The 15,453-nt window shown below is 40.2% G+C and carries 14 protein-coding genes and 2 pseudogenes; 3 read left to right on the forward strand and 13 right to left on the reverse strand.

What is annotated here, in order from left to right; all coding sequences use genetic code 11:
* Positions 1–3: 3 nt before the first annotated feature.
* The 5 genes and pseudogenes from cntA to ACWPWY_RS07350 form a co-directional block, all read right to left on the reverse strand.
* A complete protein-coding gene (cntA, locus tag ACWPWY_RS07330; protein ID WP_454191078.1) occupies positions 4–1,617 on the reverse strand; it encodes a staphylopine-dependent metal ABC transporter substrate-binding lipoprotein in 1,614 nt (537 codons plus the stop codon).
* Between the two features lie 93 nt (positions 1,618–1,710).
* Positions 1,711–3,018, reverse strand: a complete 1,308-nt coding sequence (locus tag ACWPWY_RS07335; protein WP_454191079.1) for an opine metallophore biosynthesis dehydrogenase — start codon at positions 3,016–3,018, stop codon at positions 1,711–1,713.
* A 37-nt stretch (positions 3,019–3,055) separates the two neighbouring features.
* Positions 3,056–3,757 (reverse strand): annotated as a pseudogene (locus ACWPWY_RS07340) (methyltransferase domain-containing protein); the annotation flags it as partial.
* A gap of 32 nt (positions 3,758–3,789) precedes the next feature.
* Entirely contained in the window at positions 3,790–4,623 is an 834-nt protein-coding gene (locus tag ACWPWY_RS07345; RefSeq protein WP_454191080.1) for a diaminopimelate epimerase, read from the reverse strand.
* A gap of 229 nt (positions 4,624–4,852) precedes the next feature.
* Positions 4,853–5,668 carry an MBL fold metallo-hydrolase gene (locus tag ACWPWY_RS07350; RefSeq protein ID WP_454191081.1) on the reverse strand — a complete coding sequence of 272 codons (816 nt, stop codon included), beginning with the start codon at positions 5,666–5,668 and terminating at the stop codon, positions 4,853–4,855.
* A gap of 159 nt (positions 5,669–5,827) precedes the next feature.
* Here ACWPWY_RS07350 and ACWPWY_RS07355 point away from each other — a divergent pair, with 159 nt between their 5' ends.
* Positions 5,828–6,997, forward strand: coding sequence for a S8 family peptidase (locus ACWPWY_RS07355; protein ID WP_454191082.1), 1,170 nt, complete (start codon positions 5,828–5,830; stop codon positions 6,995–6,997).
* Positions 6,998–7,273: 276 nt separating this feature from the next.
* On the opposite strand, the gene ACWPWY_RS07360 is transcribed toward ACWPWY_RS07355, so the two are convergent.
* The gene (locus ACWPWY_RS07360; protein WP_454191083.1) at positions 7,274–8,338 is read right to left on the reverse strand and encodes an NAD(P)-dependent alcohol dehydrogenase; all 1,065 of its coding nucleotides are present in this window, start codon (positions 8,336–8,338) and stop codon (positions 7,274–7,276) included.
* Between the two features lie 166 nt (positions 8,339–8,504).
* Here ACWPWY_RS07360 and ACWPWY_RS07365 point away from each other — a divergent pair, with 166 nt between their 5' ends.
* Both ACWPWY_RS07365 and ACWPWY_RS07370 read left to right on the forward strand, forming a co-directional pair.
* The gene (locus ACWPWY_RS07365; protein WP_454191084.1) at positions 8,505–9,008 is read left to right on the forward strand and encodes a DUF2243 domain-containing protein; all 504 of its coding nucleotides are present in this window, start codon (positions 8,505–8,507) and stop codon (positions 9,006–9,008) included.
* Positions 9,001–9,801, forward strand: coding sequence for a cytochrome c oxidase assembly protein (locus tag ACWPWY_RS07370; protein WP_454191085.1), 801 nt, complete (start codon positions 9,001–9,003; stop codon positions 9,799–9,801). The genes ACWPWY_RS07365 and ACWPWY_RS07370 overlap by 8 nt, the downstream gene beginning before the upstream one ends.
* A gap of 440 nt (positions 9,802–10,241) precedes the next feature.
* On the opposite strand, the gene ACWPWY_RS07375 is transcribed toward ACWPWY_RS07370, so the two are convergent.
* The 7 genes and pseudogenes from ACWPWY_RS07375 to ACWPWY_RS07405 form a co-directional block, all read right to left on the reverse strand.
* Entirely contained in the window at positions 10,242–10,718 is a 477-nt protein-coding gene (locus ACWPWY_RS07375; protein ID WP_454191086.1) for an NUDIX hydrolase, read from the reverse strand.
* Positions 10,719–10,798: 80 nt separating this feature from the next.
* Complete coding sequence (locus ACWPWY_RS07380) at positions 10,799–11,266, reverse strand: GNAT family N-acetyltransferase (RefSeq protein WP_454191087.1); 468 nt, start codon at positions 11,264–11,266, stop codon at positions 10,799–10,801.
* A gap of 67 nt (positions 11,267–11,333) precedes the next feature.
* Positions 11,334–11,780 (reverse strand): phosphotransferase, encoded by a 447-nt coding sequence (locus ACWPWY_RS07385; RefSeq protein ID WP_454191088.1) that lies wholly within the window; start codon positions 11,778–11,780, stop codon positions 11,334–11,336.
* Positions 11,781–11,912: 132 nt separating this feature from the next.
* Positions 11,913–12,761: an AraC family transcriptional regulator gene (locus tag ACWPWY_RS07390; RefSeq protein WP_454191089.1), complete on the reverse strand. Its 849-nt coding sequence runs from the start codon at positions 12,759–12,761 to the stop codon at positions 11,913–11,915.
* A 152-nt stretch (positions 12,762–12,913) separates the two neighbouring features.
* The gene (locus ACWPWY_RS07395) at positions 12,914–13,513 is read right to left on the reverse strand and encodes a DUF2441 domain-containing protein (RefSeq protein WP_454191090.1); all 600 of its coding nucleotides are present in this window, start codon (positions 13,511–13,513) and stop codon (positions 12,914–12,916) included.
* Positions 13,514–13,531: 18 nt separating this feature from the next.
* Entirely contained in the window at positions 13,532–14,455 is a 924-nt protein-coding gene (locus tag ACWPWY_RS07400; protein ID WP_454191091.1) for a hypothetical protein, read from the reverse strand.
* A gap of 195 nt (positions 14,456–14,650) precedes the next feature.
* Positions 14,651–15,286 (reverse strand): annotated as a pseudogene (locus ACWPWY_RS07405) (phosphotransferase); the annotation flags it as partial.
* Between the last annotated feature and the right edge of the window lie 167 nt (positions 15,287–15,453).

The raw sequence follows: 15,453 nt of genomic DNA on the forward strand, positions 1-15,453 counted from the left end.
GCTCTATTTAAAATTCATTTGCTCAAATTGCAATTCATATTGGGTCTGCTTAAATGTAATTCCATCCAAATTTTTAGGAGCTACTACAGTGACACTCCCGTTGGTAATTGGAATAAACACGGCTTCATCATGAACCATTGTCATGATATCGGCGTATAAAGATTTACGTAATGCCTCATCCGTGGAAACCATTACCTCACTAATTTTTTGATACAGTTCATCCGCATGAGCAAGGCCGCTTGTCGAGTGTTTATATGCAGAATCTGAAGTGAATGCAGAGATGGTACTCTGTGGATCATACGCCAGCCCCCACGTTTGATTGAACAACAGATCATATTCCCCCGTTGACCTTCTGTTCGCAATGGAAGTTGACTCTTCACCTACAATTTCAAGCTGCATCCCAAGTCCTTTTAAGGAATGTTGAATGAATTCAGCCTGAGTTTTTTGCGAAGACGAATTACTGTCAAAATACAATTTCAGGGCTAACTTTTGGCCATCTTTCGTTCTGATTGCATCGCCATTTGCTAACTTCCAACCTGATTTTTCCAAAATTTCTTTTGCGGTCTCTGGATTATAATCTCGTTCCTTTAGTTCAACGTCTGCATAATTGACGTTAGTTGAGAACAGTGTGCTCGCTACCGACTGCGTTCCACTAAAGATATCCTTACTGATCGTTTCCCGATCTATCGCATACCATATCGCTTCACGTACAGCTGTCTCGTTTGCCGGGTTATCCAATTTGCTGCTATTGGCAACAATCATATTCGTATTCATGGGCTCACTTCGAACCACTTGATACGCCCCTGAATCAGCTAATTGATTCATGGCCTCGACATCAATGCTGTCTGCCCCCCGATCATCGGTAAACACGAAGTTGATTTCGCCCTTTTGTAATGCGAGGAATGTAGTTTCTCCTGCCGGAAGAACCTTGGACGTGATTTTCTTGATTTTCGGTATGCCGCCCCAGTATTCTACATTCGCTTCAAACGTAGCATTTTCATCGATTTTGTGTGAAGTAAGCTTGTAGGGACCTGTACCATGGTAGCCACTCACATTCTCTTCTGTTCCTCCGTTTATAAAATCTTTTGGAGATATAAACACATAGGGTCTCGTCATGGATAACTCCACCAGTGTTGGATAGTAGGAATCAGAAAGGATCAATTCAACAGTGTACTCATCCTTAACGTTTACTTTTACGATTTTGGTGGACAACTTAATCCAAGCATGTTTTTCGGCGTTAGCCTGGACTGCATCTATATTTAGTTTAACTGCCTCCGCATTAAAAAGTTCTCCATCATGGAATTTCACATCTTTTCTCAAATGAAACGTATAGGTTTTCCCATCTTCCGTAATATCCCATGATTCAGCCAGCAATGGCTTGATTCCATCAACCGTGTTTTCCACTAAAGACTCGTACAGCATTCCTTGTGCAGGCATGGAGCCTGTATATAGGTGGGGGTTCATGTTATTAATATCTTTTGCAGAAGCATAGATGAGTTCGGTCTTCACTTGGCTACTAACAGAACCGGTCACGGCCTTATTTTCTTGGGCGCAACCTGCGAGTACGGTAATGACAGACAACAAAAATAAATAACGAAAAGCTCGACCCTTATTCACAATGTTTCCTCCTAGATAATGAATGATATATAAGTTGACCTAACCAATGTTGCACTCATGGCATTTTCATTACATGCATCTTCGTGAGTGCTCTTACCCTCTGATTTTGCTCATCGAGAGTCCCGTGCAAATCATTCGGATATCCTCTTCAAAAGATTGAATGACAAAGGCATCCGATAAGTCCCGATCCGGGTGCGCGTGAGCTACTTCTTGAAGCTTCCTCTCATACGTTGTAATGAATTTATCTATGGTAGGACAGCTCACATTTACGTGTCTGGCAACACCCTGTATGATTTTGATCCGGTAGTAATCTTCCTTGGGCATTCTGGGAATGTCCAAATATCCATCTTGATTAACAAATATTCTCCTGAATGGAACAGCCGAAAAGTCAAAATACTTTCCTTTTAGATCCGGTTCTGAAAATGGATCAATCAATAATGACGTATATCGTATGTATAATAAATATTCCTGATGAATGGTCTGCAAATGATTGAAATTATCGATATCCTGGCGCGATAAACTCTCTGATCGAACCGGATAATTATCATCCGTCATAAATTGTAATAGATTGACACCTTCAATATGGAGTCTGTCTGTAATACTCATCATCTCTTTCCACTGGGCCAGCATATCTCGAATTAAATACTGTGTAACCGGCCCCTCGGGGAAAATCTTATATACATATTTTTGAATATCCGACTCCCCGAAAATGGCATCTAATGAAAAGTCATTCATGAACAAAGGTGGATGCACATATAAAGAGATATTTCGGGTTTCCGCTGCCATTGGTGAATCCATGACCTCCACAGCAATACCCAATTGCTTATACATTTGGCATAGTCCGCGGACATACTCAGACCTGTACTTCGTTGAACCGATATAGACTTTTTTCTTAACCCCCGTTGTAATCACATGATTGGAGGGATTTTCGTGCATCCACCGGGTATCGCCTAAATAGGTTGAGAAACTGATCACTTCCACATCTGCATTCAGCCCACTCAGATAATGACTTATTAGACGGTTTGATCCGAAGGTAGGAGAGATTAAAACAACGCATTTAGCTTGTTTGATGAAGTTTTTACTCGTTTTTTTCAAGGTTTCGATATAAGCATCCGTTGTCACTGAGAAAATGAGTGTATCCCATTCACCCTGAATGGTGTCATATCCCTTAAACACTTGATCGACGAAGCATTCTCCTGCCAATGGTTGATGTTTTTCATTTTGAATGCTTGCACGAATGAGTTGATCACTTTGTCCCAATGCCGTATAAAAGTGTGAAGAACGAATAGATTCTCTCCCAACGATGCCAATGCTGCAATTAAAGTGATTTTTTAGAGTTACTGCAAGCTGAATAGATGTAGGTCCCGTTCCGAGTAACAAGACTTTCTGAAATCTGTTCATATAAACCTCTCTTTCTCAAGCTTAAACTTATAAGGATTTACACTAGCGGTGTTTTTTGATATAACGCAATATCGAACACATCATGGGGACGCAGAATATTATCGACCATCTTCCACTTGCTGCTGTTTGTCTCTCTCATGGGATAGTTGAATAAGGATTTTAACTCGTTACCGTATCTCATTGCCACCACAACATGCTCATTAGTCAATGTATGCAATTGATCCAATAGATCATATTTATTGGAGACCGTAGAACTGAAAATGATGTGCGTGGCATCCTGCGTATAAGGAAGGTCCTCCGCAAATGTCTGCTCAAGTCTAATCTTTAAGCCCGCTCCGAGTTTCTCTACAACATTTCTCCCGAGTAAAATGGCTTCTTCATCAATATCAATTCCAACAACCTCTGCCCCCGTTTTTTTAGCGATCAATAAGGGAGTCATCGGAAAGGAACCGGAACCCACCAATAAAACTTTCGAATCCGCTGTGACATGGAAACGACCAAACTCTTTTTCAATACATTCTTCTATATTTTTGAAATAATCAGCTATTTCCACATCTCCATTTTGTAATTTCAATGCACGATATTTTTCCATGATGGCCACACACCGTGCTGATTTTTTTCTAAGTTCCTCTACAAGATGACGGAAGTCCAAAGATTCTTCTTGTTGCAGTTCTTTAAGCTGTTCCCATGACTTGTTGTTATCCTTGTCGGTTATAAAGTTGGCGTACTCATTTATTAAAAAAGCATTCTTTTTCCTCCTAATATAGGTAGCTAAAGATCTATGAACGCCTTACCTTGGGCTACTATTCCCACTGTCCCTTCAATTGTAAGGTTAGTTAGTTGTTCTTTTTTGAAATGACCAACCACGGTAATAACACCACCGGGTTGTTGTATTTGCGCAACAATCTCTTTTTTGTTTTTCCAAACTAAATAGGCTCCTATAGAGGCTGTCCCTGAACCACACCCTCTCTCCCAGATCAAACTATCCAGCTGAGGAATATAGATCAGCGGAGCTAACTCCTCCGTTCTTGCCTTATACAATAAAATCCCGATTAGTTGATCTCCCAAAGATAACCCAAGTAACCTTGCCAATGATTGTGCTCTTCTTTTCATCGTTTCATTAAATTCATCCACTTCAATGACGATATGGATGAATTCATCGTAGCGCACGATAACCATATCTAGATCGATATTATCGAACATGATTGTTCTCTGTTCGATCTGTTTGGGAATGGGCATACTCACTTGACAGTGATATACGTTTGATAATCTCTTTACTAAACACGTGATTAAACGATCCGTTCCGGAAACTTCTAATGAAATTTCTGTTAAATCATTATGTTGCAATCCTCTTTCAGACGTGATGTAGGATGCTAACGCCATACAGGCATTACCGCAGAATTCACCTCCGGCCATTTGTAGATGTGCAACCGCGTTATTTTTCATCGGTTTTTTAATAAATCCAACTTGTTCAGCGTACACATTGTCATATGACATGATTTTCGAAGCAATCTGTGCGTGTTCCTCATAGGGATGCTCCGTTTTAACCAGAACCGTCATATTTTGTGATGGATTGAACTTTATAAAGTCGATCTCCTGCTTCATTCCAACTACCTCTATTCTTTTGACCAGTGGGTTCTGCGTCACAATGTGTTTAATAGTAATTATTACGATTAACTCCCGAAAAAAATATAGCACACCCGTATATAGTCGGTCAACAAATATTTACATTTAACCCAATCGTATATAAAAAAAGCAGCAGTCATATTGACCAGCTGCCTCTCACTATATGAAGTAGTATCGTTTTTTTTAGTAACTCATCCGAACTCAAGGTCTAATTTCCGTTTATTCTCCGCAGTTCAAATGCTTCGCCTGGTGCCAATATATGCATACGTTCCGGATTTACAACACGGCCTTCCAGTGATTTGGGATCACCGTTAAATGCATCCATATCAGGAGCATCTACACTTCCCCAGTGTGACAAAATTAAATGAGTGTCAGGATAAGCATTTGCTAATTTGATAGCATTCTCCAACCCTATATGCCAGGATTGATCAGAAAAGTCAAAGAGTATAACATCCGGTATCGGCATCTCTAGTTGTTCCTCCAGTAGCCGAGAATCACCAACAACCCATATAGATCCATCGGGAGTATTTATATAAAAACCACAGCAGTCTTCAAATTGAAACACACGATTCTGATCCTTCAGCTCATTCTGCCACGCATGGTCGGCGGGTGTTAATTTAACGTGAATATGATCTATTTCAAAAGTGTCATAAATATCATGACCATAACCTCCTCTTATCTGTTCTTCCGTCATTAATTCGGCAACATAATTAGTCGTATGATAAGTATCGCACACCGAATTTAGCGCTTTACATGTCTCACGACTAAAATGATCATTATCGGAATGAGTAATTAATATCGAATCCAGATGAGGAACATCTGGGGGAGCAATAGGCATATCAATTAACAAGGGCATGTCAAAACCAATGAATACAGGATCGATCATAATGCATGTTCCGCGGCTATTCATAAACAATCCTGAATTTCCCAACCAGCGAATGGTTGTATTTTCTTTTTTTTCAAAAGCTTCTTTTCCAAATGGTTGTGTTTTTGGTGCGACAGCTTGTACTTTATTTTCTTTCAAGTCTATTACCTGCCTTTCTGAAATGAAATCAACTTGCACATATAGAGAATAACAGAAATAGGAACGAATTCACTATATTCATAGGAAGTCCAAGCTATTTTACAACCTTCTCCATACAATATACCGAATCTACTAGATTTCACTAGAGGAGGAGTATGGATGTTGTTATGGTTAGGGCTATCTATCGCTACCCTCGTCTTGTTCACTATTGTTCTCTATCATTATTTGGATAAAAGGGCTGATCGAAAGTTCCACCCTCATGCCCAAAATGAGCTTATTATCAAATTTATGGATGGAACATCTCAGGAAGATCAGGATGCACTCCATAAGAAAACAAAATGCACGATTATGGAGTCTTACGATGAGTTAGGCTTTTATCGGATTATTTCAAATCGAAAAATGCGCAGAATGCTTAAGCAATATTCAAAAAGTAAACTGATCGAATTTGCTGAGCCCAATCATGTGTATAAAGCATTTTTCACTCCAAACGACTCGTTCTTCCCAGGTTACCAGTATGGGCCGCAAAGAGTTATGGCTCCTGCTGCTTGGGATATTACGCAAAGTTCCGCCAATATCAGGATCGCGATTATAGATACAGGCGTTCAGCCGGATCACCCGGAACTTGTAGGAAAGCTGCTACCTGGGTACGACTATGTGGACTGGGAGCCCAATTCAAGTGATGGGAACGGACACGGTACACATGTGGCAGGGATTGCCGCTGCTGCTACAAACAACGGAGTTGGTATTGCAGGTATGGCTCCCTTTGCCTCTATTATCCCTATTCGTTCACTAGATAATAACGGGAATGGTTTATTGTCGAGCGTAGCTAATGGTATCGTCTATGCTGCTAATAATGGAGCGCATGTCGTTAATCTGAGTCTGGGTTCGCTAGCGAATGATTCATTTCTTCAAGCGGCTGTACAGTATGCATGGGACCGAGGAGCAGTCGTTATCGCATCTGCGGGTAATAGTAATTCGTCCACCCCTGTTTATCCCGCTTATCTTCCCGGTGTCGTTTCCGTTGCATCGACGAATTCCTCTGATGTTAAATCTACCTTTTCCAACTACGGCGCATGGGTTGATGTTGCCGCTCCTGGAGAACAAATCTTATCTACCTACGTGGGAACCAGCTACGCTTACTTAAGCGGAACATCGATGGCGGCTCCACACGTCTCAGGATTGGCAGCACTCCTTGCATCTCAAGGTAGAAGTAATACCAATGTAAGAGATTGTATTGTTTTTACCTGTGATCCGATTCCAGGAACGGGAACCTATTGGACACAGGGGCGTATAAATGCACTTCGAGCCGTGCAGCAGCCAGTCCTTTAGATCATAGTTAATCATTTAGGATCATCCAACAAGTGAAAGTAAGAAGTGAACTTTTTGATCTAGACCTCTACCCTATGAAGATCTTCGGTAGAGGTCTTAAAAATCCCACCCTTTTTTAATTGAAAACCATTTAAGATAAGAAACTCTTTTCTTGACTGATGTATAACCACCCATAGTTCGAGGGAATGGTTCGTTGCAACTTTACTCACGTCACTGTACCTCTATGTTTTTTCAACGAGAGAGCTAGGAGCATACTCCTGTATTCAGGTATTTTCCTTATAATGGGCTTGGTTGATCAGTTTCATCTTCTGGTTTTATGCTTATAATGACCTTGCCGATTGCATGGCCTTCTCCAAAATACTCCAGGGCCTGAGCTGCATCTTGTAAAGAATAACTTTTATCAATGATAGGCTTTACTTGGCCAGTTTCAACCAAGTTCTTCCATAACAACTGATCATCATGATTAGGCTTATGTAGGAGTACTCCCCCTTTCTTTTTAGCAATTTTCGCCATGAGAGGTGCTGCTAATAAAGTCTGGAGAATTCGAGTCGTAGAACCGCCAACCATTACATACCTCCCTCCTGTTTTAAGTGTACGTTTGATTTGAGAGAGCGAATGTTTTCCTACAACGTCGAGGATGAGGTCATATTGTTTATTCTGGGCAGTAAAATTTTCTATCGTATAATCAATTACATGATCAGCTCCGATCGAAAGCAGCATTTCTAACTTTTGCGTATGATCTACACCCGTTACTTCTGCTCCAAGCCATTTAGCATATTGGATGGCAAATGTCCCCACCCCACCACCTGCCCCATTTATAAGAACGTGCTCCCCTTTTTTCAGGTCTCCTTTATTACGTAGACCTTGCAAAGCTAAAACGGCTGCCTGTGGAATGGCTGCGGCTTGCACAAAGTTGATTGTATCCGACTTTAGCGTTAAAGCTTCCTCGCTGGCACATACATACTCTGCAAATCCACCCCAACCACAAGATGAAAGATCTCCGAATACCTCGTCCCCTAGTTTAAATCGTTTGACGTGCATTCCAACCGAAACGACCCTACCTGCTACGTCAGCCCCAAGAATTCTGTATCGGGGCTGACGCAGGGCACCTATACGGTTCATAAATGGTTTCCCCCGTAGAAGATCCCAATCCCAGGAATTTACCGAAGCAGCGTGGACCTCGACCAAGACTTCTTTTTCCTTAGGCGTCGGAATTTCTACTTTTTCTATCCGGAGGACTTCTGGTGTTCCGTAGAAATCATATACCATTGCATCCATCGAAGTAATACACTGCTTAGTGGATGACCCATTAGGGAACTTTTTTTCACTCGTCATCATCATTCTCCATTCGCATAAGAAAAGTAATTAATAGATCCTCTCTCGCACTAATCTCTCAAGCATATGACAATGACTTTATATGTGGTTTACCGTATTTCTTTGAGGGTAAGACTATCAATAGAAGTATAAGAATGTAAGCATAACGAATACATAAAAAAGGAGATCAATCATGGGGAATGAGAGGATAAGAATAGGTAAGTCTACCGGTCATCATTACTCGTCCCGTAATTTATGGACTGGAATTTTATTCGGTTTTGGAATTATTGCTTTTGTAGATGAGGTAGTGTTTCACCAGCTTCTGCACTGGCATCACTTTTATGACAAATCCACCAGTGACATTGGCCTTGTTTCCGACGGCTTGTTCCATGCCTTTAGTTTCTTTGCAACAATAGGTTCTTCTTTCATGCTCGCTGACCTCAGACGCCGAGATGCTTTCTCGCTAAAAAGATGGATTGGAGGCATTCTGCTAGGGGCTGGTTCTTTTCAGCTTTACGACGGCATTATTCAGCATAAGGTTATGCGTTTACACCAGATTCGTTATCATGTTGATATTCTCCCATATGATTTGATATGGAATTTCGCAGCCCTCGTTTTATTGATTGTTGGAATTGTTATTACGATGCAAACAAGCCAGAAACGAGTGGCTTCGGAAGGAAAAGTTCATTATGAATAATCACCATATGAGTCATTCACATAGCGGAATCCTCAGCCTAGGTCCATCTTTGTTGATTCCCGTCTTAATCACTGCAACAGCTTTTGCGATATATCTTTATGCTGCCTGGTCTTCTAATCGGCGCTGCAGGCAGTGGCCAACTTATCGCTATATTTGCTTCGCAGTCGGTGTATTGTGCTCAGCGTCCGCCGTTACAGGTCCGCTCGCTGATTGGGCACATCTAGACTTTAGAGCACATATGTTAGGCCATTTACTCCTAGGTATGTTAGGACCACTGCTCATCGTATTGTCTTCGCCATTTACTCTTGCTCTTCGGACAATGAAAGTATACTGGGCAAGACGAGTCACCCGATTATTAAAAACCAAACCCTTATTATTAATAACTCATCCCATATCAGCATCTATTCTTAATATCGGTGGACTGTGGCTAATATACGGGACGGGCCTCTATACTGTGATGCACTATAATATGCTTATTCATATTCTGGTACATTTTCATGTCTTTACTGCGGGTTACCTATTTACGGCTTCCATGATTTATACAGAACCTATCCCGCATCGTACGAGCTATACCTTGCGGTCCCTTACGATGATCATTGCTTTTGCAGCTCATGGAATATTATCGAAGCGGATTTATGCAAATCCTCCTGAAGGAATCCCTCTAGATCAAGGCCGGACAGGCGGCTTATTAATGTATTATGGAGGTGATTTGATCGATCTTGTTTTAATTTTCATATTCTGTCTTCAGTGGTATCGGTCTTTCCGTTCTACTTCCGTTGCTCATGCTTTCTAAACGAGGAAGCTAGATATTCTTCTGAAAGGGACCCGAATGAGATGTTTTGAAGTTTGAGAGAACCCGATAATTACTCCGTGATAGGGTGGGCGTTTTTATAATCATATGCGGTTCTTTTGAAGATCAGACGATAAACGAATACAGCGGCAGTTGGTTACTAACCGGCTGCCGCTGTATTTATGGAGTTGTGGGCCTAATTCCCACGATTTACAGATTACAATTAGAAACTGAGGCTTATCAGTATGGGCCGGTGGATCTTCTAATTGCATCTCTTTTTTAAGGCCACCTAGTGTCAGAGCTTATTAGAACAACTTGTTGTGCTCCGATAAACATACAAATAGGATCATAACATGACAAAATACATCCGTCCAAAACCGTCACCATAATGCATATAACGACATTTATAGATCATGTATGGACGATACTTATCTTTTTAAAAACTACATTCCTATACGCAACCATTCCATAGGGGCAATGTTCACAAAATGTTTTTTGATAAAGTCAAGAACTTCATCATTACCAGGTATACTTACTCTTTCTATCGCTTCAGTAAATGTCAACCATTCGTATTCACTATGTTCATTGTTTAAAATCACTTCTTGATCATCATCCACATATCCCACAAATACAGGTGCAATATAAATATAATCTTCTTTTGCAGAGTAGAATTGATCGAACTTATTTGAAGTGAAAAGGGAAAGTTTTGTAATACCTGTCTCTTCACGAATTTCTCTTAATGCAGTTTCCCAGGCTTGTTCCCCTTCCTCAGTACCGCCGCCAATATAGCACCAAATATCTCTTAATACAGAACTAGCTCGCTTTAATAACAGCACTTTGTAACCACGAGGTGTGTTTTTAAGTAATACTACTGCAACACCTTTACATCTTAGTGGAACTTCATGTTGTTCTCCGCTCATAATCCGCCCCCTCGTCTAAGCCTTGATTCTAATTGAAATCGTCGGTCTGTTTTCCAACTTAGTAAGCTAGCTCGCCACGGTTACAGAACAAGCTCTGCGTATACCTCACCCGAAGGGTGGGTATTCCCTGTCTCAACAAAGCCTAGTGATGAATATAGATTTTTAGAAATTAGGTTTTTAGGTTTATATGTAAGTTCAACGGCTCTAGCTTTCCCGTGAGGAGATGACTTTGATAATTCTATCGCTTTTACCATAGCCTCTTTTCCATACCCTTTGCCTTGGTACCGCGCATCAATCATGAACTTAAAAACTCCATAGCTGCTGTATTCGAAGTTTCCATTTCCATCGTCATAATACATGCTTATAAAACCGACCATTTTTTCGTCTTTATAAATCGCAAATGTAATAATGACCTGTCCCTCTTTTGAGGCAATATAAGCTTCTGCGAGTGCATGTTGATTAGAAGAGATAAAACGTTTTTGATCCTCTGTAACTTGTAGCTCAATACATTCAATAAAGTTATCCCACGTTATTTCTCTAAACTCCACTAATCATTCCTCCCAAGCTGGCACTTTTCGCTTTGTAGTAATAGTTCTAGTTCAATAGATAGAATTCCTACAATCTTGAAAAATCCATATCAATATAGGGAGTGTTATTTAGTAAGTTAGAATAATAGAAGCGGCGAGCTTGTTCATCCCATTCACTCCAATCAGGGGAATTAAAATCTCTGCTTCTATATAGCGCAGACAGAACTCTGGCTTGTCTTAAATCGATAAATAAGGGAGTAGCAATATCAGATACAAACCAGTTATATTCCACCTCGTCAAAATCGATAATATGAGCCTTCTCTCCATCATTTAGATAATTACCGTTGCTAATATCTCCATGAATAAGACCGTATGTATCTTTATCCTTAGTAAGAGAGCTAACTTCTCCCATCAAGCGATCAAAGCTGTTATATAGTTCTGACGGACAATGTTTTTTAAATGAGGCTAGTAAAGCATTATCATTCCATTCATAACGTAAGTGTGACTTTTGCGTTTCTCGACATTTCTGGCTCACTCAAATTTGACAAGGCAATATTTACATACCATTTGAGTTAAGTTACCTAATAAAAGAGAAAAAGACGTCCACAAAGTTGCGGACGCTCTCCCCAAATTTCAGTGTTCTGAAATACCGTATGAAATAAAAAAACTATTTTTTATTTACTGGAATCCAAATCTCCCCTGTATGATGTCCTGCCGGACCATAGTACATTTCGAAGCTAGGAGCTTCCATCTGTTCGTATTCAGATGTCGGAAACCACTCGGTATATATTCGGTCCCATAGTTTTTGTAAGTCACATTGCGGATCTGAGAAAATAGCCCACGTTGAAGCAGGAACAGAAAGTGTAGTGAATTTGTCTGGGATTTCAAGTCCCTTGGGTAGGTTGTAACAAACCATGTACTTGAAAGATTCACCATTATCATCATATAAGGCAGCATGTAACATCGTGTCTGTAAAGCGGCCCAACAATCCGTTCATCAGATCAACACTGCCATCCTCATCACATTGTTTACGGAACACAGGAACTTCAGAAAAAGCTATTTTCCTATCGGAATTAATGAGCCCATAAACACCAAACATCTCAAAAGATCCTCTTTGTTCGATTCGGTAATTCATTTCGATATCTCCTTTTATTGAAATAGAGAAGGACATTCGAGGATAGGCTTTTAGAGAAACACCTTTATCTCGCGCAGATATCGGCATAATCCCATGAAGATTTTTAAACGCCCGTGCAAACGCTTCTGGCGAATCATATCCATATTTCATAGCGATATCGATAACCTTTGCATCAGTGGTCTGAAGTTCAAAGGCAGCCAATGTCAAACGTCGACGTCGTATGTACCCAGATAACGATACTCCCGTAATAAACGGAAACATTCTTTGGAAATGATAAGTAGAACAACAGGCTCTCTGTGCTAATTCATCATAGGAGATATGGACCGCTAGATTTGTTTCGATATATTCCATGGCGCTATTCATCCTGTCCAACCAATCCATCGTTTTCCCTCCCTTCCATATCAATTTATCGTAGATGAAAAATGATTACCTAGCATTTACTGCACAAAAAAGTCAGCATGCCGAAGATCAACTAGGTAGTAACAATAAAAACATCCTGCCTGTTACAGCATAGTGTAACTACCAGCAAACGTTTATAAACTTACGTAGAAATTTTCGGTAATTTCAACTACTTCAATTTTTCCATTAATCAAAAGCTCAGGGAGTTCATTATCGGCATTTCCCTTCCAATAGGCCCTAGCTTGTTCGATCTTAACGGAGAAGGGAACTCCATCCGCTTTCGGTAAAAGATTACCATCACCCTCAAAGATACTCCCTGTTACCCGCAGTTTAACCAGTTGTAAAACTTTTCGGTTGTATGAATCAAATATATCTTTCCATTTGTATGCGTCTTCATAGCTTTTAGCAGCGTACAAACAAGACAATCTTGAAGGGTATTCAGGATATTCTTGTAGTCTTACCATTTCAACGATAACTTCTCTAATAGCTCTAATTGTCTGTCCTACATAACTTATTGCTACTTCCGCATTTTCTTTATCCATCTTTAAACCGTCAACTGTATAATGACTATTTAGGATCTGAGTAAAGTCTTCGCCTTTGGAATTCAAACGTTCCTTTTCAAAAAAGAAGTGATAGAGGGCGTTCTTTTGGTTGTCGTCAAAGTATATTACCTGTCCCAGAGACATTTCTTTCTTAGTAACGATGTGATATACATACAATTCGTTATCCACCATGGTTTCTCCCCTATTACTTTAGTCTTGTATAGGTATATTCGATGATTCCATTCGTTCGATCACTCGATTCAATTGCCTGGTTAGATAAGGCGAAACAACACCAATACCAGAAACTGCTTCTAGTAAGGGAAAGGTATATCCTCCCCACGGGCCTTGTGGATCAAAAACTTGTCTACCCATTCGCAAGCCCTCTTCAGCCATTGATGTATTCAAGTGTTCTAGCCCTTCACTAAACAGCTCGACGGGTAGGGGTTTGTTTCTACGCAGGGACCATTCTGCTAAGAAGGACATGCCGCGCAAAATATCATATTCAAAAAACCTAGGAAAGCAAGGCTTCAGCCATTCCATATCGATGACGCTTCCATCTTGTTTCGAACATACAAGACGATGCTCCATTAAATAACGTGCGCCTTCGTCTAAAAAATGTGCTTCTTGTTCAGTAAATTCGCGGTTAGTATGCCATAAGATAGCTTCAAGCGGAGGTAATGTGGAAACAATAGAGCTTTTTCTAGATCGAGTATAAGCTTCAGGATCGCAGTTCAGTCCACCATCAGGTAACTGATGCTTCAAGATCCATTCACGGATCCAAGGTAGTTCCTTGTCCAAATCACAGCCATACCCCATGAGAATCATATAATATACGGCAAGCTCACAGTGGCAGCAATCCATCTTTAGTTTATCACTATCACTTGTTGGATGATCCTCAGCAGTTATGATGAACGTTGGCCAGACCTGGTTTTTGAGTAGGTTTTTAGCTCTTTCCATAGCGGAATAGGGGATTCGCTTCACCTCTCCCATTTCGTAAAGAGCAGCCATATGCCACCAAGCTCCATCCCATTTTCGTCGAGTATGATCTCCGTGATCCATCTTAAAATTCGGCTCGAATTCAAGAAATTGCACAGAATCCTCAATTGCTATACGAATTGCTTGATTAGTCTCCATCTGGAACCTCCTATTAGAATATATCTCCAACTTACCAACTTGGTTAAAAAGTTCTCCTATTCGCTATCCGCGAAGCTGAGTAAATAGGTTAGCTTAAATAAAGAGGCAACCGATCGTTACCGGCTACCTCTTTGCTACTATCTTTACTAATCACTAGAATTTTGTATTCTCAACCGAAGCTATTCATCGTTCTTCCTACTCAAAGGGTTCTTCACATGAGTATAGTTCATGAAAAAATCCCTTATACGGGATATCATCTTCTACACATTTTATGAGATACGACAATTCCTCGTCACACGTTGGTTCCTCACCGTTGTGATACATTACTTCGAATGAATCCATAGTATTTTCCATAATGCTTACCTGAATAAATAATGGCAATTTATCCAACATTGAATCATCGATCTTGGTCTCTGATCGGTATCCTGTGAGGACCATTTCAAAATAGTTGTCCATAAATTCTTTCCGTTTATTAGGATCTGGTTCAAATTGTATCCAGCCTAGTCCTTGTGTCCAAAGACCTGCCAGGTCAAACATATACCAACAGTAACATGAATTATCGAAATCATACACAGTGATTTGCCCGGTATCATAATCAATTGAATAATTCCCATCATTGTAATCAAAATGGATCAGACCAAAATTCTCTTGGTTTCTATCCAAACCATGTAAGGTATTCAGGAAATCTACCAGTTTCTCTTTAAGCAGTGAGAAAGATTCCGGAATTAGTTTATTGATGTACTCCGCATTATACTTGTCAAAAAAATGATAACGGAGATGAACAGGAGTATACCCTTTCGATATTTGGTGCAGTACCCCCAGAACTTTACCGCAATTATAGTAATCTTCTTATATAATTTTTTTGATATGAACTTTATATAGATCGTCCCACTTAATGTAACTGATAAGGTGTAACTATTCAAATTAAAAAGAAAGCTCTCCATACTATGGAGAGCTTTCTACTATAAAGTAATAAAAATAGATCTTATAGTTCAATA

This window comes from Paenibacillus sp. Marseille-Q7038 (assembly GCF_965111595.1).